20 protein-coding genes, 1 tRNA gene and 1 pseudogene are annotated in these 19829 nt (G+C 44.7%); 9 read left to right on the top strand and 13 right to left on the bottom strand.

Features of this window, described 5'->3' with window-relative positions:
* Window positions 1-114: 114 nt before the first annotated feature.
* Entirely contained in the window at window positions 115-516 is a 402-nt protein-coding gene (locus DVO77_RS08040) for a GFA family protein (RefSeq protein WP_119977967.1), read from the bottom strand.
* A 284-nt stretch (window positions 517-800) separates the two neighbouring features.
* On the opposite strand from DVO77_RS08040, the pseudogene DVO77_RS19240 reads away from it, so the two are divergent.
* Window positions 801-1139 (top strand): annotated as a pseudogene (locus DVO77_RS19240) (IS4 family transposase); the annotation flags it as partial.
* Window positions 1140-1616: 477 nt separating this feature from the next.
* Here DVO77_RS19240 and DVO77_RS08045 read toward each other — a convergent pair.
* Window positions 1617-1707, bottom strand: a tRNA-Ser gene (locus tag DVO77_RS08045).
* A 151-nt stretch (window positions 1708-1858) separates the two neighbouring features.
* Window positions 1859-3124, bottom strand: a complete 1266-nt coding sequence (gene punC / locus DVO77_RS08050) for a purine nucleoside transporter PunC (protein ID WP_373317402.1) — start codon at window positions 3122-3124, stop codon at window positions 1859-1861.
* A gap of 118 nt (window positions 3125-3242) precedes the next feature.
* On the opposite strand from punC, the gene punR reads away from it, so the two are divergent.
* The 6 genes from punR (at window position 3243) to DVO77_RS08080 (ending at window position 6526) form a co-directional block, all read left to right on the top strand.
* On the top strand, window positions 3243-4145 hold the full coding sequence (punR, locus tag DVO77_RS08055; RefSeq protein ID WP_110457690.1) for a DNA-binding transcriptional activator PunR: 903 nt from the start codon (window positions 3243-3245) through the stop codon (window positions 4143-4145).
* A 227-nt stretch (window positions 4146-4372) separates the two neighbouring features.
* Window positions 4373-5032 carry a Bax inhibitor-1/YccA family protein gene (locus tag DVO77_RS08060; RefSeq protein WP_110457691.1) on the top strand — a complete coding sequence of 220 codons (660 nt, stop codon included), beginning with the start codon at window positions 4373-4375 and terminating at the stop codon, window positions 5030-5032.
* A gap of 124 nt (window positions 5033-5156) precedes the next feature.
* Entirely contained in the window at window positions 5157-5546 is a 390-nt protein-coding gene (tusD, locus tag DVO77_RS08065) for a sulfurtransferase complex subunit TusD (protein ID WP_119978042.1), read from the top strand.
* A 19-nt stretch (window positions 5547-5565) separates the two neighbouring features.
* Entirely contained in the window at window positions 5566-5922 is a 357-nt protein-coding gene (tusC, locus tag DVO77_RS08070; RefSeq protein WP_119977968.1) for a sulfurtransferase complex subunit TusC, read from the top strand.
* On the top strand, window positions 5922-6194 hold the full coding sequence (gene tusB, locus DVO77_RS08075) for a sulfurtransferase complex subunit TusB (protein WP_119977969.1): 273 nt from the start codon (window positions 5922-5924) through the stop codon (window positions 6192-6194). Before tusC ends, tusB begins: the two co-directional genes overlap by 1 nt.
* Window positions 6191-6526, top strand: a complete 336-nt coding sequence (locus DVO77_RS08080; RefSeq protein WP_119977970.1) for a TusE/DsrC/DsvC family sulfur relay protein — start codon at window positions 6191-6193, stop codon at window positions 6524-6526. The genes tusB and DVO77_RS08080 overlap by 4 nt, the downstream gene beginning before the upstream one ends.
* Window positions 6527-6796: 270 nt before the next feature.
* On the opposite strand, the gene serS is transcribed toward DVO77_RS08080, so the two are convergent.
* The 6 genes from serS to lrp form a co-directional block, all read right to left on the bottom strand.
* Complete coding sequence (gene serS / locus DVO77_RS08085) at window positions 6797-8083, bottom strand: serine--tRNA ligase (RefSeq protein WP_119977971.1); 1287 nt, start codon at window positions 8081-8083, stop codon at window positions 6797-6799.
* A gap of 19 nt (window positions 8084-8102) precedes the next feature.
* A complete protein-coding gene (gene crcB, locus DVO77_RS08090; RefSeq protein WP_110457696.1) occupies window positions 8103-8477 on the bottom strand; it encodes a fluoride efflux transporter CrcB in 375 nt (124 codons plus the stop codon).
* Window positions 8470-9801 carry a replication-associated recombination protein A gene (locus DVO77_RS08095; RefSeq protein ID WP_119977972.1) on the bottom strand — a complete coding sequence of 444 codons (1332 nt, stop codon included), beginning with the start codon at window positions 9799-9801 and terminating at the stop codon, window positions 8470-8472. The genes crcB and DVO77_RS08095 overlap by 8 nt, the downstream gene beginning before the upstream one ends.
* A gap of 8 nt (window positions 9802-9809) precedes the next feature.
* The gene (gene lolA / locus DVO77_RS08100) at window positions 9810-10436 is read right to left on the bottom strand and encodes an outer membrane lipoprotein periplasmic chaperone LolA (protein ID WP_110457859.1); all 627 of its coding nucleotides are present in this window, start codon (window positions 10434-10436) and stop codon (window positions 9810-9812) included.
* Window positions 10437-10506: 70 nt separating this feature from the next.
* Window positions 10507-13032 (bottom strand): DNA translocase FtsK, encoded by a 2526-nt coding sequence (locus DVO77_RS08105; protein ID WP_119978043.1) that lies wholly within the window; start codon window positions 13030-13032, stop codon window positions 10507-10509.
* Between the two features lie 178 nt (window positions 13033-13210).
* Complete coding sequence (gene lrp / locus DVO77_RS08110) at window positions 13211-13714, bottom strand: leucine-responsive transcriptional regulator Lrp (RefSeq protein ID WP_110457698.1); 504 nt, start codon at window positions 13712-13714, stop codon at window positions 13211-13213.
* Window positions 13715-13892: 178 nt separating this feature from the next.
* Between lrp and ald the strand changes: the two genes are divergently transcribed.
* Entirely contained in the window at window positions 13893-15008 is a 1116-nt protein-coding gene (ald, locus tag DVO77_RS08115; RefSeq protein ID WP_119977973.1) for an alanine dehydrogenase, read from the top strand.
* Window positions 15009-15140: 132 nt separating this feature from the next.
* Window positions 15141-16094 carry a thioredoxin-disulfide reductase gene (trxB, locus tag DVO77_RS08120; RefSeq protein ID WP_110457700.1) on the top strand — a complete coding sequence of 318 codons (954 nt, stop codon included), beginning with the start codon at window positions 15141-15143 and terminating at the stop codon, window positions 16092-16094.
* A gap of 448 nt (window positions 16095-16542) precedes the next feature.
* Here trxB and rplT read toward each other — a convergent pair whose 3' ends face one another.
* From rplT to thrS, 4 genes are all read right to left on the bottom strand, one after another.
* Window positions 16543-16902: a 50S ribosomal protein L20 gene (rplT, locus tag DVO77_RS08125; protein WP_011865827.1), complete on the bottom strand. Its 360-nt coding sequence runs from the start codon at window positions 16900-16902 to the stop codon at window positions 16543-16545.
* A gap of 18 nt (window positions 16903-16920) precedes the next feature.
* Window positions 16921-17115 (bottom strand): 50S ribosomal protein L35, encoded by a 195-nt coding sequence (gene rpmI / locus DVO77_RS08130; RefSeq protein ID WP_011865828.1) that lies wholly within the window; start codon window positions 17113-17115, stop codon window positions 16921-16923.
* Window positions 17116-17202: 87 nt separating this feature from the next.
* Entirely contained in the window at window positions 17203-17745 is a 543-nt protein-coding gene (infC, locus tag DVO77_RS08135; protein WP_119977974.1) for a translation initiation factor IF-3, read from the bottom strand.
* Window positions 17746-17748: 3 nt separating this feature from the next.
* A complete protein-coding gene (gene thrS, locus DVO77_RS08140) occupies window positions 17749-19677 on the bottom strand; it encodes a threonine--tRNA ligase (protein ID WP_119977975.1) in 1929 nt (642 codons plus the stop codon).
* Window positions 19678-19829 lie beyond the last annotated feature (152 nt).

The following is a 19829-nucleotide window of genomic DNA, read 5'->3' on the forward strand; positions in this document are numbered from 1 at the left end:
TCCTAACGCCTCGAACACCGGCGTGGTGAAGTTGGCGGATTTTGTGTGTGTTTTTGCACAAAGGGTGACAGCTTTGCCACGTCCGAGTGCTTTGATTTATTATGTGATGGGCTATCAATCTGGCAGCCCGTCGAACTTTGGTAATGTGTCTAATTCTTTATCCCAAACAGCTTTGCTAGATGTAAAGATGTGAGCCGTTGGTGACATAGAGACTTCCATGTCCAAACACCCAGCGGGAATGACTAGAAGACCTGCGTCATGAGTGCTTGGCAATGCTGAACCGCAAACCTTACAAAAACTTTTTTTGTGGCGAGTACCTGCAAGCGTAAAGGTCGTTACTGAATCTGAACCTGCCAACCAAATTAATTTAGCTGACTGTGAAAATAAATTTGCCGCATGAGCAGAACCGCTATCCTTTTGGCAATGCTGACAATGACACAAATAAAAGCTATCAAAGTCCCCTTGCACTTCAAATTTCACGGTGCCGCATAGACAAGAACCAAAGTAATCAGTCATAAAGCTTCCCTTTGCTGCCTGCAGATGTCTGGCACATAACGCCCATTTCTGGGGGATCCCCAGATAATTGCTTTTACAATCAATTAGTAGTTTGATCTAATCAATTTCGCCAAAAACAAACTAGAACAGCACCATGCGCGACATTACAATACTACATGGATCACTAACCGAGCAATGCCCTTCAATCCACAAGAAACGCCTTACTTCTCTTATGGTTGCCACAAAATCACTACTTGATGGCAATCAACTCTCTTTGATGCTGCTAGGCCGTAACATCTCTGGCAATGCAGATTGAAGAGATCTTTATAGACTTAAAAAGACCACAATACGGCATGAGGCTAAGACACAGCTAAAGTCGTTGCCCTAAGCGATTAGATCTCTTGTTACTCATCGCCATGCTAGCTGAGACTGCCTTGTGGAGCATAGGTATCATTGCCCTGCATTTCGGTTGGCAAAAGCACTTTCAGGCGAACACTATTAGGCATCGGCCGGTCTTCTCGATTGTAAAATTAGGGAAAAAAGTACGACGGAGAGATAACTATCGAATAACAGAGCAACATTTACGCTGGGCAATGCATGAATACATTACGTTGGTTCACACAGCAGGGAGACCCGAATTATGAGGGGATCCCCCAGCGCTAGAACAAGTTGCAGTAGTACAAACAGCAAAAGCCCGTTACCTTTCGATAAGGCCTTTTGTTTTAATATGGCAAAGAGATAGCTGACTTTAAACAATAGGCACCCGAGGGTTCAAGTCGCTATCTTTACGAATACAAGTAGCGGAAGTACAAACAGCAAAAAGCCCATCACCTTTCGATAAGGCCTTTTGTTTTAATATGGCAAAGAGATAGCTGACTTTAAACAATAGGCGCCCAAGGGTTCAAGTCGCTATCTTTACGAATACAAGTAGCGGAAGTACAAACAGCAAAAAGCCCGTTATCTTTCGATAACGGGCTTTTTGTTTTAATATGGCAAAGAGATAGCTGACTTTAAACAATAGGAACCCGAGGGTTCAAGTCGCTATCTTTACGAATACAAGTAGCGGAAGTACAAACAGCAAAAAGCCCGTTATCTTTCGATAACGGGCTTTTGTTTTAATGTGGCGGAGAGATAGGGATTTGAACCCTAGATGGGCTATAAACCCATGCCGGTTTTCAAGACCGGTGCATTCGACCACTCTGCCATCTCTCCGAACGCTGCGAATAATATAGTGCTCTTTAATCGATGTAAAGTAAAAATGATATTCGCGGCATCAACTGCTTAACTAACCATCAACTAAGGGCTATCACCTACTATCGTTTTATTTTGAAAGCAGATGTTGCCCTTTCGAAGAAAAGGGCAATTAATTTTCGTCGCTGTGGATACCAACACGCGAATTATCAGGCGCCGCCAGTTCTTTACTTAACTTTTTACTTAGCTGGCTCCAGCTATTTAAACGGCGCATTTTGTACCCTGCCAGCACACCAACTGATGACACGACAATCGCGATAGCGATAGTCACTTCAGCATGTATTGCCCATATCGCAACAATCGATGATGCGCCGAACGCTAAGCTTATCTGTAAAAAGTTCTGTAAGCCTGCCGCCTTGGCTGAGGCTTGCTTAAAGACCTGCAGTGCACAATTAACCACAATAGGATAACAAGCACCATTAGCCGCTGCTAATACCGAGAAAATACCCAACAAAGGCCAAATGGTGTCAGCCTGCATCACCAAGGTGCTAAACGCTATCCCGGCAACGCACATGCCAAACAGTAACAATAAAATGGTTAAGGTTTGCTCGGCACCGACTCGACGGATAAGTACTTTGCTCATGTAACCACCTACTATAAACATGATAGTTTGAGGTATAAAGCTCAGGCCAATTTCAGTGGCTTGGTAACCGTGTTGCTCCATAGTGATCGGCCACAGCGTCAGATACGAGAAGAACGCCGCAGAGCAAGCGCCAAATATTAATACGTTACCCAAGTATTGTGGACTCTTAAGCATATCAAGATAACTGACACCCACCTTTTGAGGTGCTTCAGCATTACTTTCAACTTGCTCAGGTTTAACCCACATCATGGTTGCCAGCATCAACAACACAGTGAGGCCAGTTAATAGCATAAATATGCTGCGCCATTCGCTATGCTCTAATACGTAAGCGCCTAGTATGGGCGCTAACGCCGGTGATAGAGCCACCAAAGGCATAATATTACCAAACATCTTTTGTGCTTCAGTCGCCTCATATTTATCGATAACGATGGCTTGCCAAATTACAGCAGCACTGCAGGCACCAATAGCCTGGAAGAAGCGACCAAGATTAAACAGCCACATAGAATCACTCACCGCAACCATATAACTGGCACTGCCGAAGATCACCAACCCAAATAGTAGGCTGTTACGCTTACCAAAACGCTGCACTAATGGTCCATACAACAATTGACCAATAGCTAAACCAGCTAAGAAAAAGGTCAATGAACTTGCCACATGGCTAGGGGTTGTTCCAAATGTTGCCTCAATTGCTTTGAAAGCAGGTAAATACATATCAGTTGCAACAAAACCCAACATACTCAGCAACGCAAGATAGATAAAAAACAGCAATTTTGAGCATTTATTCATAAAATTCATACATTCACACTAATAACCAAATAACGAATCGCGGAGTGTAGATACTTGCTTATTGCTTGTGAAGCGTTTATTTTTGCTTACAGGTTTGAAAAATTCTCACAGCAAGGACCTAAAGAGTATGCTTTCAGAACAATCCATGAAACTTGTCGATATGGTGGCCCGCGCGGGCAGTTTTACCGCCGCGGCCAATAAGCTGCATAAAGTCCCTTCTGCTGTGAGTTACGCAGTTAAGCAAGTAGAAGAAGAGTTAGGTGTGGTGCTGTTTGAACGTCACCATCGCAGTGTCAGCTTAACGCCTGCGGGCGAGCACTTTGTCAAACAAGCCCGCCAAGTGCTCACCAATATTGAAGCCTTAAAAGACAATACTAAACGGGTTGCTAATGGCTGGCAGCCGACATTATCTATCGCACTCGATAACATTGTAAGAGCCGACAAGATCAGTGTATTGATTGCTGATTTTTATCGCCATTTCGACAATGTCGAGCTGATCATTCGCATTGAAGTGTTTAATGGGGTTTGGGAGTCTATTGCCACAGGTCGCAGCGATATTGCCATTGGCGCAACCACCGCCATCCCCGTTGGCGGCGATTATCGCTTTAAAGATATGGGCCATATCGATTGGACCTTCTTGGTTAGTAAACATCACCCATTAGCAGCAATTGACCGCCCTTTACTTGACGATGAACTTAAGGCTTACCCTGCAATTTGTCTTGAAGATACCTCACGTGAGATCCCCAAACGCATGACCTGGCTGCTGGAAAATCAACGTCGCTTAGTCGTTCCCGATTGGATACGCGCAATTAACTGTTTCCGTGAAGGGTTAGGCATAGGGTACATGCCTAACCATTTTGCTGCGCCCTTTATTCAGGCGGGCGCGCTTATCGAAAAACAGTTAGAGAGGCCCAAGGCCCCTAGCCCGTGCTGCTTGGCTTGGAACGATGCCAATATGTCTCCGGCGATGGCGTGGGTATTGGATTACTTAGGCGACAGTGAAAAATTGCAACGAGATTGGTTTCATTAATCATTTAGCATCAATCAATTAGTATAAATCGATGACTAGCGCTTTTACCTCAGCGCTGGCTCAGGTATGATTTAGCCATGGACATTGACTAGCGTAAAATTCTATTCATTTAATGGAACTGTTGAATATGAATGAACTCAAATGATTATTGCCACTTTATACTATTGAGTCACTCTGATTAAGCAATAACGCTAAGCAAAAGTTATTTCGGGTCACTGGAGAAAAAGATGACACAAGAAACACTGTACGCAGGACATGCTTCGACAGAAGTTGTTAATAAACTGCTTAAAAATACCTATATGCTATTGTCGATGACACTCGCATTCTCTGCATTATGTGCCGGCCTTGCAATGGCGATGCAGATTGGGCCTATGATGTCATTGGGATTATCCCTTGGCGGGCTAGTACTGTTATTTGTCACATTAAGAAAAGCCGAAACCGCTGCAGGACTCTTTTGGGTGTTTGCATTTACAGGCATGGAAGGTGCGTCTTTAGGCTATATACTTAACCACTATGCGGGTATGGCGAACGGCCCACAGCTGATCATGCAGGCCTTAGGCTTAACCTCAGTGGTGTTTATCGCTCTGTCAGGTTATGCCCTAACCACGAAAAAAGATTTTTCATTTATGCGTGGCTTTTTAATTGCCGGTTTGGTGATTGCAATCGTTGCGGGTATCGCCAATATCTTTATTGGTAGTGGCACCGTATTTATGGCGCTGAACGCGGGTGTCGCATTATTGATGACAGGATTCATTTTATATGATACCAGCCGCATCGTTAACGGCGGTGAAACCAACTATATTCGCGCGACTATCTCGCTATACTTGGATTTCTTAAACTTATTTATCTCTATCCTGCATCTAATGGGGATTGGCGGCGACGATTAATTTACCGCTTAGCCCCTGTCCCTAAAGGACTTCGCGTCTGTTTGGGATACAGGGATAAATTGCGATAGAATAGCTCCCAATTATGGGAGCTTTTTTTGCTCCATTATTGGGATTATTGGTCTTCATGAGTAAAATTTTAATTCAAGTCAATCAACCCGCCTACGGTCAAAACACCAGTTTTAAAGCATTGTGCTTTGCCAAGGCGGCTATCGCTGAAGGTCATGAGATCCTTCGGGTATTCTTTTATCAAGATGGCGTATTATCAACCAACAGTTTAAATAGCCCCGCTTCTGACGAATTCGACCTCACTAAGGCTTGGATAGCATTGGGGCAACAACATAATGTCGCTTTAATTAATTGTGTCTCGGCCGCATTAAGACGCGGCGTGTTATCGCAAACAGAAGCCAGCGAACAACAACTTACCCATTGGAACTGTGATAACCCTTTTGTTATGGGCGGTTTGGGTGAATTGGTTACTGGTATAGAACAGGCTGATAGAGTGGTCTGTTTTTAGCGTCTCTTGTAGGAACATCATGAAAAAAATCACCGTAGTGTTTCGCCATGCCCCTCATGGCAGTGCCAGTAGCCGTGAAGGGCTTGATTTTGCGCTGCTTAGCGCCAGTTTTGAACAACAAGTCACCTTAATATTTGTCGATGATGGTGTGCTCAATCTGCTTGCTAATCAACAGCCAGCACAAATTGGTTGCCGTGATTATATTGCAACCTTTAAGGCCCTGCCCCTCTATGATATTGAGCAAGTGTTTGTTTGCCAGCAGTCATTACAAGCTAGAACACTCAACCTTGAGCACTGTGCGATAACGGTCGAGCCACTAGAGCCAGAGGCGATAACCGCGCAATTACAGCTAGCCGATGAGGTGTTTGTATACTAATGATATTACATATTATTCAAGCAGATGATACTGCGCTAACCACATGTTTGCGCTATATGGCTGAGCAAGATACCCTGCTGTTATGTGGCGATGCCGTTAATCTTTTGCTGCAGGTGAAGTGGCAACAAGCGTTAGCACAGCGGAACGTATTGCTGCTGCAAGATGATGTCGAAGCTCGTGGACTTGGTGACCTGCTGGCCAATTACTGCGGCATTACTCAACAAGGGTTTGTGCAACAAACATTGCTTAATTCAAAGGTGATAACCTGGTGAACTACATACAATATCAAGCTGAAAAAATTGAAACTGATGCTCAAGGGTACCTTAAAAATGTCAACGATTGGCATGAGGAGCTGGCCAAGGTTATTGCCGCGGGTGAGAATATAGAACTCACTCCAGCCCATTGGGAGGTGATACATTTTGTGCGCAATTTTTATTTAGAATACAACACCAGCCCAGCAATACGAGTATTAGTTAAGGCCATTGGTCAGGCGCTCGGCGCCGAAAAAGGCAACTCTAAATATCTTTACACCCTATTTCCGGTGGGGCCAGCCAAGCAAGCGACTAAGATAGCAGGCCTGCCAAAACCGGCAAAATGTATTTAACCAAACGGCATCGACCCTTGATGCAGTTAAAACTCAGTCATGGTGCCAGTGATGACCAATAAGCAATAGCCCATAAGCATTAATGCCTTGATTCAATACAAAAAAGCCTAGCATCGCTAGGCTTTTTTATTACAGGTTTTTTAATATCAACAAGACTGCTTTACCAAATGTAGCTAGCATGACGCCAACGAAAATACAGATAATGACTACATAGGTCAGCCACTGAAACGAGTGCCTACCGTTATCCATTAAGTCTATGTTCTCTAAGCGTTAGCCTATTTGAGTCATGCCACCCATATAAGGACGTAACGCCTCAGGTACCGTAATAGAACCATCGGCATTTTGATAATTTTCTAACACGGCAACCAGAGTACGACCAACGGCCAGACCTGAGCCATTAAGCGTGTGCAGTAGCGCAGGTTTTTTGGCTGATTTCGCTTTATAACGCGCTTGCATGCGACGAGCTTGGAAATCTTGCATGTTGCTGCATGATGAAATTTCACGATAGGTATTTTGCGCTGGCAACCAGACTTCGATATCGAAGGTCTTCGCCGCGCCAAAGCCCATATCGCCAGTACATAACACCACAGTACGGTAAGGCAGCCCCAGCTTTTGTAATACCGTTTCGGCATGTTGAGTCAGGCTTTCTAGCGCCGCCATTGAGTCTTCTGGCTTAACCAATTGCACTAATTCCACTTTATCGAACTGATGCTGGCGAATAAGTCCTCGCGTATCACGACCGTAAGAGCCGGCTTCGCTTCTAAAACATGCGGTATGCGCAGTAAGTTTAACAGGCAACTCGTCTTCATCGATAATGTTATCGCGTGCAAGGTTGGTCAATGGTACTTCTGCCGTTGGGATCAAGCTTAAGCCTTGACCCTCTTCAGTAGCCGGTTTGGTGTGAAACAGATCTTCACCAAACTTTGGCAATTGGCCTGTACCTAACAGACTGTCTTCGTTGACCAATAATGGAACATAAGCTTCGGTATAACCATGTTCATTGGTGTGTAGATCAAGCATGAACTGCGCCAAGGCACGATGCATGCGGGCAATTTGTCCTTTCATCACGATAAAGCGTGAGCCGGTGATTTTAACTGCATTTTTGAAATCAAGACCACTGTGCAGTTCACCTAAATCAACATGATCTTTGACTTCAAAATCAAATTGTTTTGGTTCACCCCAGCGACGGATCTCCACATTATCATTTTCGTCCGCGCCAATTGGAGCCGATTCATCAGGGAGATTAGGCACGCTCATCGCAATCGCGTTAAGTTCGTCGAGTAGGGTCGCTAACTCTGCTTTTTTGCTATCAAGCTCGGCACCCAAATCGCCTACTTGTGCCATGATAGGCGCCACATCTTCGCCTTTGGCTTTGGCTTGGCCAATGGATTTAGAGATGGCGTTACGCGAAGCTTGTAACTCTTCAGTCGCCACTTGCAGTGACTTACGCTTTTCCTCTAACTGGCTTAAACGACCAACGTCAAGAATAAACCCACGGGTTGCGAGACGCTCGGCCGTCGCTTCTAATTCTGTTCTTAAAAATTTGGGATCTAACATGTTTTTAGTTTCTTAATAGTTAAATGCGAGAAAAAACCAATTGCTGCCCTATGTAAACCATGAAAAGGCATAGACAAAGGTTCAGAGCGATATTAATAAAAGCTTTCAACCACTGGCCTTGTTGAATTAACAGCAAGGTTTCATTGGAAAAGGTTGAAAATGTTGTCAGCGCCCCTAATAGACCTACCGCCACGAGAGCTTTCATTTCCGGACTGACATCACTGACTTGACCGAGCGCATAAATCACGCCCATCAAAAATGAGCCAAGGGTATTAACGACCAGTGTACCAAAAGGAAATGCTGAGCCAAATACCTGAATCATCAATATTGAGATAAGATAACGAAAAACCGCCCCTATTGAGCCCCCTATTGCAACAAACAGTAGATTACTCATACCGTTTCAACTCACTTTGGCTGTCGAGCTGAGCTAATAATTCGAGTTTAGCCTTAATGCGCTTTTCAAACCCATGCTCGGTTGGGTAATAAAAACGACTATGAGCTAACTCTTCAGGGAAATAGCATTCACCACTGGCATAGGATTGCGGCTCGTCATGAGCATAACGATAGCCTTCACCTAAACCAATATCGGCCATCAATTGTGTCGGCGCATTACGCAGATGGTTAGGCACTGGGGCCTGACCAGTTTCACGCGCCAAGGCTCGGGCAGCTTTAAAGGCGGTGTAAACCGCGTTGCTTTTGGGCGCACTGGCTAAATACACTATGGCTTGGGCTATAGCACGTTCACCTTCAGAGGGGCCTACTCGATGAAAACAGTCCCAAGCATTAAGCGCCACCGTCATTGCCACCGGATCGGCATTGCCGATATCTTCAGAGGCGATGGCTAGCAATCGTCTGGCGATATAGAGAGGATCGCAGCCGCCTTCAAGCATGCGGCAAAACCAATACAGCGCCGCATCGGGCGCAGAGCCGCGAATCGATTTATGCACCGCTGAAATAAGGTCATAATATTGATCGCCATTTTTATCGAACCCAGCCAATTGCTGACCCGCCACATCGATTAACAGCGTTTCATTAAAATATTCGCCATCGGCAATCATGTCGCTCATTAACTCAACAAGGTTTAGCGCTTTACGCGCATCTCCTTCGCAGAGCGCAGCTAACTTTGTCGCCACCGCATCGGGCATATGTAACTGACGTTTACCTAAGCCACGCTGCTCATCATGCAGCGCCTGTTGCACTATGGCTTTGATCTCATCATCGGTTAAGCGTTTAATTAAATAAACTCGCGCCCGTGATAAGAGTGCGTTATTAATTTCAAACGAGGGGTTCTCGGTGGTGGCGCCGATAAAAATCACCGTACCATCTTCAATAAAAGGCAAAAAGGCATCTTGCTGGCTCTTATTAAAGCGATGCACCTCATCAACAAATAACAAGGTGCGCTGCCCACGAGACTGGGCGACATTTTTAGCATGCTCGATGGCGGTGCGGATCTCTTTAACGCCAGAGGTGACCGCGGAGATCCGCTCGACATGGGCGTTAGTGTACTTGGCAATCAACTCAGCTAAGGTTGTTTTGCCTGTACCGGGTGGGCCCCACAACATCATGGAATGAGTTCGACCCGCCTCAAGCGCTTTACGCAGCGGTTTGCCAGCATCGAGCAGATGACCTTGGCCAATATATTGCTCTATGGTTTCTGGACGCATTCTGGCCGCAAGTGGCCTAAAGTCAGGGGCGAAATCGAAGGTTAGCGTTGACACAAGCTTGCCTACTTAACCGCTTTTAAGCGTTGATCGTCAATATCCACGCCTTCGGGAACGGTAAATTTAAACAGGCTCTTGTCGACATCAGCCAGCGTCGCTTGCTCTGACAAGTTAAACTCGCTGAGATTCCCTTGCTGATCTTCAAGCTTCATGGTTTGTAAACTGCTGGCGTTAAAACACACTTCAACCTTGGCGACCCCAGCATCGACATCTTTAGGCGCTATGGAGTAACAGTTGTCAGCTTGGGTGACCTGATATTGTTGCCAAGTATAATCATCACGGTGAACCAATAAGGCGATAGGAGACGCCTCAATAGCCTGATTTAAATCAAGTACTGACACCTCTTCTGCAAACGGATTGTAAATCCACACATCCTGGCCATCAGCCACAATGAGAGATTCATCTGGTGAAGTTAAATGCCAATAAAATTGATTAGGCACAGCAAGGGCAAATGTCCCCTCGCCCTGCTGAATAACCTTACCATTAATGTCGGTAACGGTTTGGCTAAATTGGGCTTTTAAACTGTTTAAATCGCTTAGCTTTTGCTTTAAAGAGGCCGCATCATCGGCACTGGCCTGCGCAGTAAACAGCAAAGGGAAGCTTAAAGCGAGTAACGCAATTCGAGTCAACATCATGATTTTCTGTTCCTATTTATGTCTAAAGCGCAAAAGTCGAACAACGGTATTTATTGGCAAAGATAAGTTAATACACTTTAGGTGGAGGCGGCGCTAATACCTCTCGGTTACCATTGTGTCCTTGAGAGCTCACCACACCTTGCGCCTCCATCTGCTCGATAATACGCGCAGCACGGTTATAACCAATCTTAAATTTACGTTGAACACTAGAGATAGAGCCGCGGCGTGTTTCGGTAACAAAGGCAACGGCATCGTCATAAAGCGCATCGGTATCTTCATCGCTTTCAGCTGCTTCGCCAGGCAACAATACTTGTTCACCTTCCGCTGAGCCCTGTAAAATTTCATCAATATATTGTGGCTTACCGCGGCGGTGCCAATCGGCAACAACCGCATGGACTTCATGATCGTCAATAAATGCACCATGCACCCGATTAGGCACACTTGTTCCTGGTGGCAAGTAAAGCATATCACCCATACCAAGCAAGGCTTCAGCACCTTGCTGATCGAGAATAGTACGCGAGTCGATGCGTGATGACACTTGGAACGCCATACGTGTTGGAATATTGGCTTTAATTAAACCCGTTATCACATCGACTGAAGGGCGCTGAGTCGCTAAAATTAAGTGGATCCCTGCAGCACGCGCTTTCTGAGCGATACGAGCGATAAGTTCTTCCACTTTTTTACCGACAATCATCATCATATCGGCAAATTCGTCCACAACCACCACAATTGAAGGCAGCTTATCCAGTTCGGGAGCTTGCTCTTCCATGCTATCTTGCGAGCGCCATAGCGGATCGGTTATCACCTCGCCTCGCGCCTTAGCCTCTTTAATTTTAGCATTATAGCCCTTGAGATTACGCACCCCGAGTGCGGACATCAACTTATAACGACGCTCCATCTCACCGACACACCAGCGCAGGGCATTGGCCGCCTCCTTCATGTCCGTCACCACTTCACACAGTAAATGGGGAATGCCTTCGTAGACAGACAATTCGAGCATTTTAGGGTCAATCATAATAAAACGTACATCGTCTGGGCCAGACTTATATAACAAGCTGGTGATCATCACATTGACCCCGACCGACTTACCCGACCCCGTGGTACCTGCCACCAATAAATGAGGCATTTTACCCAAATCAACGACAACGGGTTCACCCGCAATATCTTGCCCAAGTACCATACTTAAATGTGATTGACTCTCGGCAAAGGCTTTGCTGTCCAAAACATCACGCATAAATACGGTTTCGCGGAACTTATTGGGCAATTCAAGCCCCACATAGGCTTTACCCGGGATGACCTCGACAACACGCACACTTTCAGCTAGCAGAGAACGGGCCAAATCTTTCGATAAGTTGGTAATTTTAGACGCTTTAACCCCTGGAGCGAGCTCTAATTCAAAGCGAGTCACCACTGGCCCAGGGAAAACACCGACGACATTGGCGACAATATTAAAATCGGCAAGCTTAACTTCAACCAGCCTCGCCACTTGCTCCAACTCTTCAGGGCTTATAGGATTGGCTTTGCGATTAGGTACATCCAGTAATGAGATGTCGGGTAATGGCGTGCTGGGTTTAGTGGGTTGTGCACTATCGCCGCCGGGAAGGACAACAACACCATCCACTATTTTAGCTTTCTCAGTTTCGTGCTTACGCTTAGCAGCAACCACTGCGCCCGTTGAATGCTTGGCATCAAAATCTATCTCATCATCAAGGTCACTGTTGATTGACGGCGCTATTTGGCTCAATTTCGCGTTATTCGGTTTCTCTTTGGTATGTAATGACGCTGCGTCATCCACATCGGCACTAATATGAGCCATATCGATAATACTGTCGTTATCACTCACAGACCGATCACCTAAGCGATCATCTTGATCATCCTCAAGATCTTCAGCGCCAAACGCATCTTCATGACGTTGGCGGCGCTGTTCTTTAAACCGATTCACTACAGACATAAAGCCTTTAGTATCATCCGTTTCAGGTGCACTAGAGAACTTTTCTGGAATCGTTTTTAATTGACTAAAACACCAAATAGTGCCATAGCCGATAGCATCAATAATGGTTAACCAGCTCACTCCTGTGAGTAAGGTAAAACCTGCGCCGACAAAGCAAAGTAACAGTAAGGTAGTACCGAGTTGGTTGAAATAAGGCAACATGGCACTGCCGATCACATCACCCGATACTCCGCCTGCAGAAAACTCATAAATATCGTTCGCATTCATACTTGCGAGTGCCGCAAGGCTAAACATGATCAACAAAAAACCGATAAGCCGAAGGCCAACCGAGAAGTAATCGATCTCGAGGAGTTTATGGATACGTTTAAAAAGCAACCAGCCCGTTAAAGCGATTATCACCGGAATAATATAGGCTGTATAGCCAAAAAAATAGAATAATACATCGGCCAGCCAAGCCCCTACCGCACCGGTAAGGTTCTTAATCTCACCATCGAAATGTGACTGGCTCCATCCGGGATCGGATGAATGAAAGCTGCTTAATGCCAGTAGAATAAATGTCGCCACCATACAGCAAAAAATCAGTCCACCTTCTAGTAGACGCTGTATGCCACTGAGTGTTTTTACACTATTTCCCTTAGACAAACGAAAACCCATGATGCAAAAATAATAGGTAGCGCTAAGATACCAAAATAATCTACAAGGTGCAGCGTTTTCCCTGTTGATACAGCGCAATAGATGAGGATAATGGGGCTTGTTGATGAAATTATGTGCGGGATAAAAAAAAGGAGCTTCAAAAGCCCCTTTTGACGACTTAAAAGATCTATGACTCTAGTGTGACATTGATTGCCACTCTATTGGTTTGCTTTACTTCTTCCATCACCACGTATGTACGGGTATCTGAAACCGCAGGCAACTTCAATAACGTTTCACCTAACAAGCGACGATATGCGGACATATCTGATACGCGAGTTTTTAACAAATAGTCGAAGTCTCCAGAAACTAGGTGACATTCTTGAATATCATCTAGTAACTGAACTGCCCGATTAAATTTATCAAATACTTCAGCAGTATCACGATTAAGCGTTATCTCAACAAACACTAATAAGGACGCCCCAAGAAAATGAGGATTTACTAACGCTGTATAACCATTGATATACCCCTGCTTTTCGAGTCTTTTAACTCTCTCTAAACAAGGTGTAGGGCTTAAACCTACACGCTTAGATAACTCAACATTAGAAATGCGGCCATCCATTTGTAACTCATTAAGAATGTTACGGTCGATCCGATCTAAGTCTTTTATAGGACTCTTTTTATTATTAAGCATATTTTTGACCTTGCTTTATCACTAAAACAATATTTAGTTCTGCATACACCCGAAATACGGCAGTATTAACTGCCGAAGTGATACTATACTAGATTTCCCTGAAACAATCACGTTCAGGTTATATAAAATAACAATACAACCCACAAAAATGGGTTTTTCTACATTTTGAGGCTCGAAGATGATAATTGGTGTACCTAAAGAAATCAAAAACCACGAGTATCGTGTCGGTATGGTACCGTCTAGTGTCCGCGAATTGACCAATAAAGGTCATGTTGTTTACGTGGAGACCAATGCTGGTTTAGGCATTGACTTTAACGACCAAGACTACATTGATGCTGGGGCATCTATATTAAACACTGCAAAAGAAGTGTTTGAAAAAGCAGAGATGATTGTCAAAGTTAAAGAACCACAAGCCGTTGAACGCGCCATGTTGCGTCAAGATCAACTGCTATTTACCTACCTTCACCTTGCACCAGATTTGCCACAGACGAACGATCTTGTTAGCAGCGGCGCCGTTTGTATCGCTTACGAAACTGTTACTGATAACCGTGGTGGTTTACCGCTACTGGCTCCGATGTCTGAAGTGGCGGGGCGTATGTCGATTCAAGCCGGTGCCATGGCACTTGAAAAATCTAAAGGTGGCCGAGGTATGCTACTTGGTGGTGTACCTGGGGTTGAGCCAGCAAAAATCGTGATTATCGGTGGCGGTATGGTTGGTACAAACGCGGCGCAAATGGCGGTAGGCCTCGGTGCTGACGTAGTCATTCTGGATCGCAGTATCGATGCCCTGCGCCGGTTAAATGCCCAGTTTGATAATCGAGTTAAGGCCATTTACTCCACTGCTGCAGCCATTGAAAAACATGTATTAGAGGCAGACTTGGTAATTGGCGGAGTATTGGTGCCTGGCGCTGCAGCGCCGAAACTGGTCACTAAAGAGCATATCAAGCAGATGAAGCCTGGTAGCGCGATTGTTGATGTTGCCATTGACCAAGGTGGTTGTGTTGAAACCTCTCATGCAACTACCCACCAAGATCCGACCTATATTGTAGATGACGTGGTTCACTACTGCGTAGCAAACATGCCAGGTGCCGTTGCGCGAACATCTACTGTTGCATTAAACAATGCAACCCTGCCTTATATCATAAAACTGGCAGACTTAGGTTATCGCAATGCTTTATTGCAAGATAAGCACTTGCTTAACGGTCTTAACGTTATGCACGGCAAGATCACCTGTAAGGAAGTCGCTGAAGCCTTAGGGCTTGAATTTGTCGACCCCAAAATTTTATTAGCTTAACTTCTGGCTAGAACAACACAAAGGGAGCCTTCTGGCTCCCTTTTTCGATTAGGTCAATCTAAAAGATTGCCTTTACCCTCACCATTAAATTCCCTACAATCGCTGCAATTCGCTAAAGGCACGGAGAGAAAGATGAGCCAAGCTAGACACTGTAACTTACTAATTTTGGGTTCTGGTCCCGCCGGATATACTGCAGCCGTATATGCTGCCAGAGCTAACTTAAAACCTGTGATGATCACCGGGATGCAGCAAGGTGGTCAATTAACCACCACGACTGAAGTTGAAAACTGGCCTGGTGATGCTGACGATCTTACTGGTCCCGCATTAATGGAGCGGATGCAAAAACACGCAGAGAAGTTCGACACCGAAATCGTATTTGACCATATCAATGAAGTCAATTTACAAGTCCGTCCTTTCCAATTAAAAGGTGACAGTGGCGAATATACTTGTGATGCTCTGATCATCTCAACGGGTGCATCTGCCATGTACTTGGGCCTCGAATCAGAGGAAGCATTTAAAGGTAAGGGAGTTTCGGCCTGTGCAACCTGCGATGGTTTCTTCTACCGTAACCAGAAAGTGGCTGTGATCGGCGGCGGTAATACCGCAGTTGAAGAAGCCCTGTACCTAAGTAATATTGCTTCTGAAGTTCATCTTATCCATCGTCGTGACAGTTTCCGCTCAGAAAAAATCCTAACCAAACGGTTAATGGATAAAGTTGAGAACGGCAACATCATACTTCATCTGGACAATACTTTAGAAGAAGTCGTTGGTGACAACATGGGTGTTACCGGCCTAAAGATGAAGAGTACCAAAGATGGATCAATCACTGAGTTGGAAGTGATGGGTGTTTTTGTTGCAATTGGTCATAAGCCGAATACTGAAATGTTTGCAGGCCAACTCGAAATGAACAACGGTTACATCAAAGTTCAAAGTGGCCTAGAAGGCAATGCAACTCAAACCAGTATTGAGGGGGTATTTGCAGCGGGGGATGTTATGGATCAACATTATCGTCAAGCTATCACATCCGCTGGCACTGGGTGTATGGCGGCACTCGATGCCGAACGTTATCTTGATGCATTAAAATAAAACTTATCATCCGTTAATTAAAAAAGCAGGCTTAGCCTGCTTTTTTTTGTAGTACATAAAGGTATATAAATTATAGACATATCAACGTAAGTACTGATATTAAGTTAACTTTATGTATTACTCCTCCCTCTGTCACTCTGCCAATCACTCTGTTTATTAAAAATCATCACTCGCTAACGCCCTATACTTTGATGGGCATACTGTCATCAATAATAAGCTCATTGAAGCTTACTGCTCTAAAGAAGGGAGATATTGCTCCCTAATAACTACTACCAGAAAATTCACAAGTAAGCAGCCCGTTTATTGTTTTAGTAAAATACACAAATCATTAGCAACCGATATATTAGTGATAAACCATATCAAAAGAGAGTAGTAAAACGCATTAGGGTAAAGATACAAGCAATAAAAAAGGGGCCCTAAGGCCCCTTTTCCAAGCAATACATACTAATTACTTAGCTAATGCTTCTTTTGCTTTTTCAACTAAAGTTGCAAACACAACTTTGTCGAATACAGCGATGTCAGCCAAAATCTTACGATCGATTTCGATAGACGCTTTCTTAAGACCGTTGATGAAACGGCTATAAGACAGACCATTTTGACGAGAAGCCGCATTGATACGTGCAATCCATAATTGACGGAATTGACGTTTCTTTTGACGACGGTCACGGTAAGCATATTGACCAGCTTTAGTTACGGCTTGCTTTGCAACACGGTAAGTACGTGAGCGAGCTCCGTAATAACCTTTGGCTAGTTTTAGTACTTTCTTGTGACGAGCACGAGCGGTTACACCACGCTTAACTCTAGGCATTGTTCTTTACTCCTCTAATTAAGCGTATGGTAGTTGACGTGCGATTGCTGGCACATCAGACTTTGCAACTAAACATTTTGCACGTAAGTGACGTTTACGCTTAGTGCTCTTCTTTGTCAAAATATGACGTAAATGGGCTTGCTTGCGCTTAAAACCGTTAGCGGTTTTCTTAAAACGCTTTTGTACACCCTTGTCTGTTTTCATTTTAGGCATTGCTAAAACTCCGCATTGGGACATTAATAAAACGCAAGGCGAGCAGAATCCCTAAAAAGGTCTCTGCTACTTTTCATGGTTGCCTTACTATTTCTTTTTCGGCGCGAGTACCATCACAGCCTGACGTCCTTCCATTTTTGGAAAGGACTCAACAACTGCTATCTCAGCCAAGTCATCTTTAATACGATTCAAAAGATTCATACCAAGACTCTGGTGAGCCATCTCGCGACCACGGAAACGAAGCGTAACTTTCGCTTTGTCGCCGTCATTTAGAAAACGCGTCAGGTTGCGTAGTTTTACCTGATAGTCGTTTTCATCAGTACCGGGACGGAATTTAACTTCCTTCACCTGTATCTGTTTTTGCTTCTTTTTTTGTTCTTTTTGAGCTTTCCCTTTCTCAAAAATGAACTTCCCGTAGTCCATAATACGACATACAGGCGGCTCAGCATTAGGGCTAATCTCTACCAGATCAACACCAGCTTCGTCTGCAAGCTCTTGAGCTTCCTTGAGGCTGACAATACCGATAACTTCACCATCTAACCCACTTAGACGTACTTCTGGTACGCCTACAATGAGTTCGTTAATTCTATTTGCCGCTGCTTTGCGCGCATCTGTTTTTTTGATCTTTATGACCTATTCCTCCAACATATTTAGACTACGGAGCGAAATTTGTTGTTTGACCTTGGCAGCAAAATCTTCGATTCGCATTTTACCCAAGTCAACACCATCTCTGGTTCGCACCGCTACTTCCCTATTTTCCATTTCTTGGTCACCAACGACCAAAAGATAGGGGACACGCCTTAGTGTGTGTTCGCGTATTTTAAAGCCTATCTTCTCATTCCTCAAGTCTTTCGAAGCACGAATTCCCTGATCTTTGAATAAATTGACAACTTCGTCGACATAATTTGATTGTTTGTCGGTAATGTTCATCACAACCGCTTGCACTGGAGCAAGCCAAGTTGGGAATTTACCCGCGTATTCTTCAATCAAAATGCCGAGGAAGCGCTCTAAGGAGCCTAAAATAGCACGATGGATCATCACTGGCGTTTGACGACTATTGTCTTCGGCAACATAAGTTGCACCTAAACGCCCAGGCAGTGCGTAATCGAGCTGCACTGTACCACATTGCCACGCTCTGTCTAAGCAATCATGCAATGTAAATTCAATTTTAGGGCCATAGAAGGCACCTTCGCCAGGCAGAATCTCATATTCGATCTCATTTGCCTGTAATGCGTCCATTAATGCTTGCTCGGCCCTATCCCACATCTCGTCATCGCCGATACGCTTTTCAGGGCGAGTGGACAACTTCACTACGATATCTTTAAAGCCGAATGTTTCATACGTATCGTAAACCATCTTGATACAGGCGCTCACTTCCTGCTGCACTTGTTCTTCGGTACAGAAAATATGCGCATCATCTTGAGTAAAACCGCGGACGCGCATCAAGCCATGTAATGAGCCTGATGGTTCGTTACGGTGACAGCAGCCAAACTCAGCCATACGTAGCGGAAGATCGCGATATGATTTTAAACCTTGGTTGAAAATCTGCACATGACCCGGGCAGTTCATCGGCTTAACGGCATATTCACGACTTTCAGAATGTGTCGTAAACATGGCTTCAGAATACTTATCCCAATGGCCACTACGTTCCCAAAGCACACGATCCATCATCAAAGGACCTTTCACCTCTTGATAGGTATATTGTCCTAATTTTTGGCGAATGAACTTTTCTAATTCTAAGAACAAACTCCAACCATCATTGTGCCAAAACACCATTCCTGGTGCTTCTTCTTGCATATGATACAAGTCAAGTTGCTTACCGATTTTACGATGGTCGCGTTTAGCCGCCTCTTCTAGACGAGTAAGATGGGTCTTTAATGCTTTCTTATCAGCCCATGCTGTACCGTAGACACGTTGCAACATTTTATTGTCAGAGTTACCACGCCAATAGGCGCCAGCCACACTCATTAACTTAAAGTGATGACAAAACTTCATGTTCGGCACATGAGGACCACGACACATGTCGATATACTCTTCGTGATGATAAAGTGCTGGCGAATCATCTTTACTGATGTTCTCATCCAAAATTGCCATTTTATACACTTCACCACGCGACTCAAAAGTGTCACGTGCTTCTTGCCAGCTCACTACGCGTTTAATCACCTTATAATCGGTTTTTGCTAGCGCAAGCATGCGTTTTTCTAGTTCGTCGATATCATCTTCAGTCAACTTATGTTCTAGATCGATATCATAGTAAAAACCGTTGTCGATCACAGGCCCGATAGCCATCTTGGTTTCTGGCCACATTTGCTTGATGGCATGACCTAATAGATGCGCGCACGAGTGACGTAATATTTCAACGCCCTCTTCATCTTTTGCCGTGATGATAGCGAGTTCAGCATCCGATTCAATCAGATCGCAAGCATCTTTTAGCTCACCATTAACGCGACCTGCGATACAGGCTTTAGCAAGGCCTGGACCGATATCGGCGGCGACATCAAATGTAGATACGGCATGAGCAAACTCGCGCTTGCTACCATCAGGAAGTGTAATTACAGGCATGAAAATTCCTTATCCAGTGGTGACCCCCACGTAGGGCCACTTGGTTATTTAAGTCAAAAGAAATAAGCATCTGAAGAGCAAAACATTACTAAAGTTTTGGGATTCTCCAACGCAGGGCGGTCATTTTAGGGGGCGGAGCCATAAATCGCAAG

Origin of the sequence: Shewanella algidipiscicola (genome assembly GCF_003605125.1) — a bacterium.
GTDB classification, from domain to species: Bacteria; Pseudomonadota; Gammaproteobacteria; order Enterobacterales; family Shewanellaceae; genus Shewanella; species Shewanella algidipiscicola.

What these genes read in the sequence shown, in the direction of transcription:
- DVO77_RS08040 (WP_119977967.1), bottom strand. Translation starts at nt 516, where the DNA reads ATGACTGATTACTTTGGTTCTTGTCTATGCGGCACCGTGAAATTTGAA.
- punC (WP_373317402.1), bottom strand. Translation starts at nt 3,124, where the DNA reads ATGAATTTTATGAATAAATGCTCAAAATTGCTGTTTTTTATCTATCTT.
- punR (WP_110457690.1), top strand. Translation starts at nt 3,243, where the DNA reads ATGCTTTCAGAACAATCCATGAAACTTGTCGATATGGTGGCCCGCGCG.
- DVO77_RS08060 (WP_110457691.1), top strand. Translation starts at nt 4,373, where the DNA reads ATGACACAAGAAACACTGTACGCAGGACATGCTTCGACAGAAGTTGTT.
- tusD (WP_119978042.1), top strand. Translation starts at nt 5,157, where the DNA reads ATGAGTAAAATTTTAATTCAAGTCAATCAACCCGCCTACGGTCAAAAC.
- tusC (WP_119977968.1), top strand. Translation starts at nt 5,566, where the DNA reads ATGAAAAAAATCACCGTAGTGTTTCGCCATGCCCCTCATGGCAGTGCC.
- tusB (WP_119977969.1), top strand. Translation starts at nt 5,922, where the DNA reads ATGATATTACATATTATTCAAGCAGATGATACTGCGCTAACCACATGT.
- serS (WP_119977971.1), bottom strand. Translation starts at nt 8,083, where the DNA reads ATGTTAGATCCCAAATTTTTAAGAACAGAATTAGAAGCGACGGCCGAG.
- crcB (WP_110457696.1), bottom strand. Translation starts at nt 8,477, where the DNA reads ATGAGTAATCTACTGTTTGTTGCAATAGGGGGCTCAATAGGGGCGGTT.
- lolA (WP_110457859.1), bottom strand. Translation starts at nt 10,436, where the DNA reads ATGTTGACTCGAATTGCGTTACTCGCTTTAAGCTTCCCTTTGCTGTTT.
- lrp (WP_110457698.1), bottom strand. Translation starts at nt 13,714, where the DNA reads ATGCTTAATAATAAAAAGAGTCCTATAAAAGACTTAGATCGGATCGAC.
- ald (WP_119977973.1), top strand. Translation starts at nt 13,893, where the DNA reads ATGATAATTGGTGTACCTAAAGAAATCAAAAACCACGAGTATCGTGTC.
- trxB (WP_110457700.1), top strand. Translation starts at nt 15,141, where the DNA reads ATGAGCCAAGCTAGACACTGTAACTTACTAATTTTGGGTTCTGGTCCC.
- rplT (WP_011865827.1), bottom strand. Translation starts at nt 16,902, where the DNA reads ATGCCTAGAGTTAAGCGTGGTGTAACCGCTCGTGCTCGTCACAAGAAA.
- rpmI (WP_011865828.1), bottom strand. Translation starts at nt 17,115, where the DNA reads ATGCCTAAAATGAAAACAGACAAGGGTGTACAAAAGCGTTTTAAGAAA.
- thrS (WP_119977975.1), bottom strand. Translation starts at nt 19,677, where the DNA reads ATGCCTGTAATTACACTTCCTGATGGTAGCAAGCGCGAGTTTGCTCAT.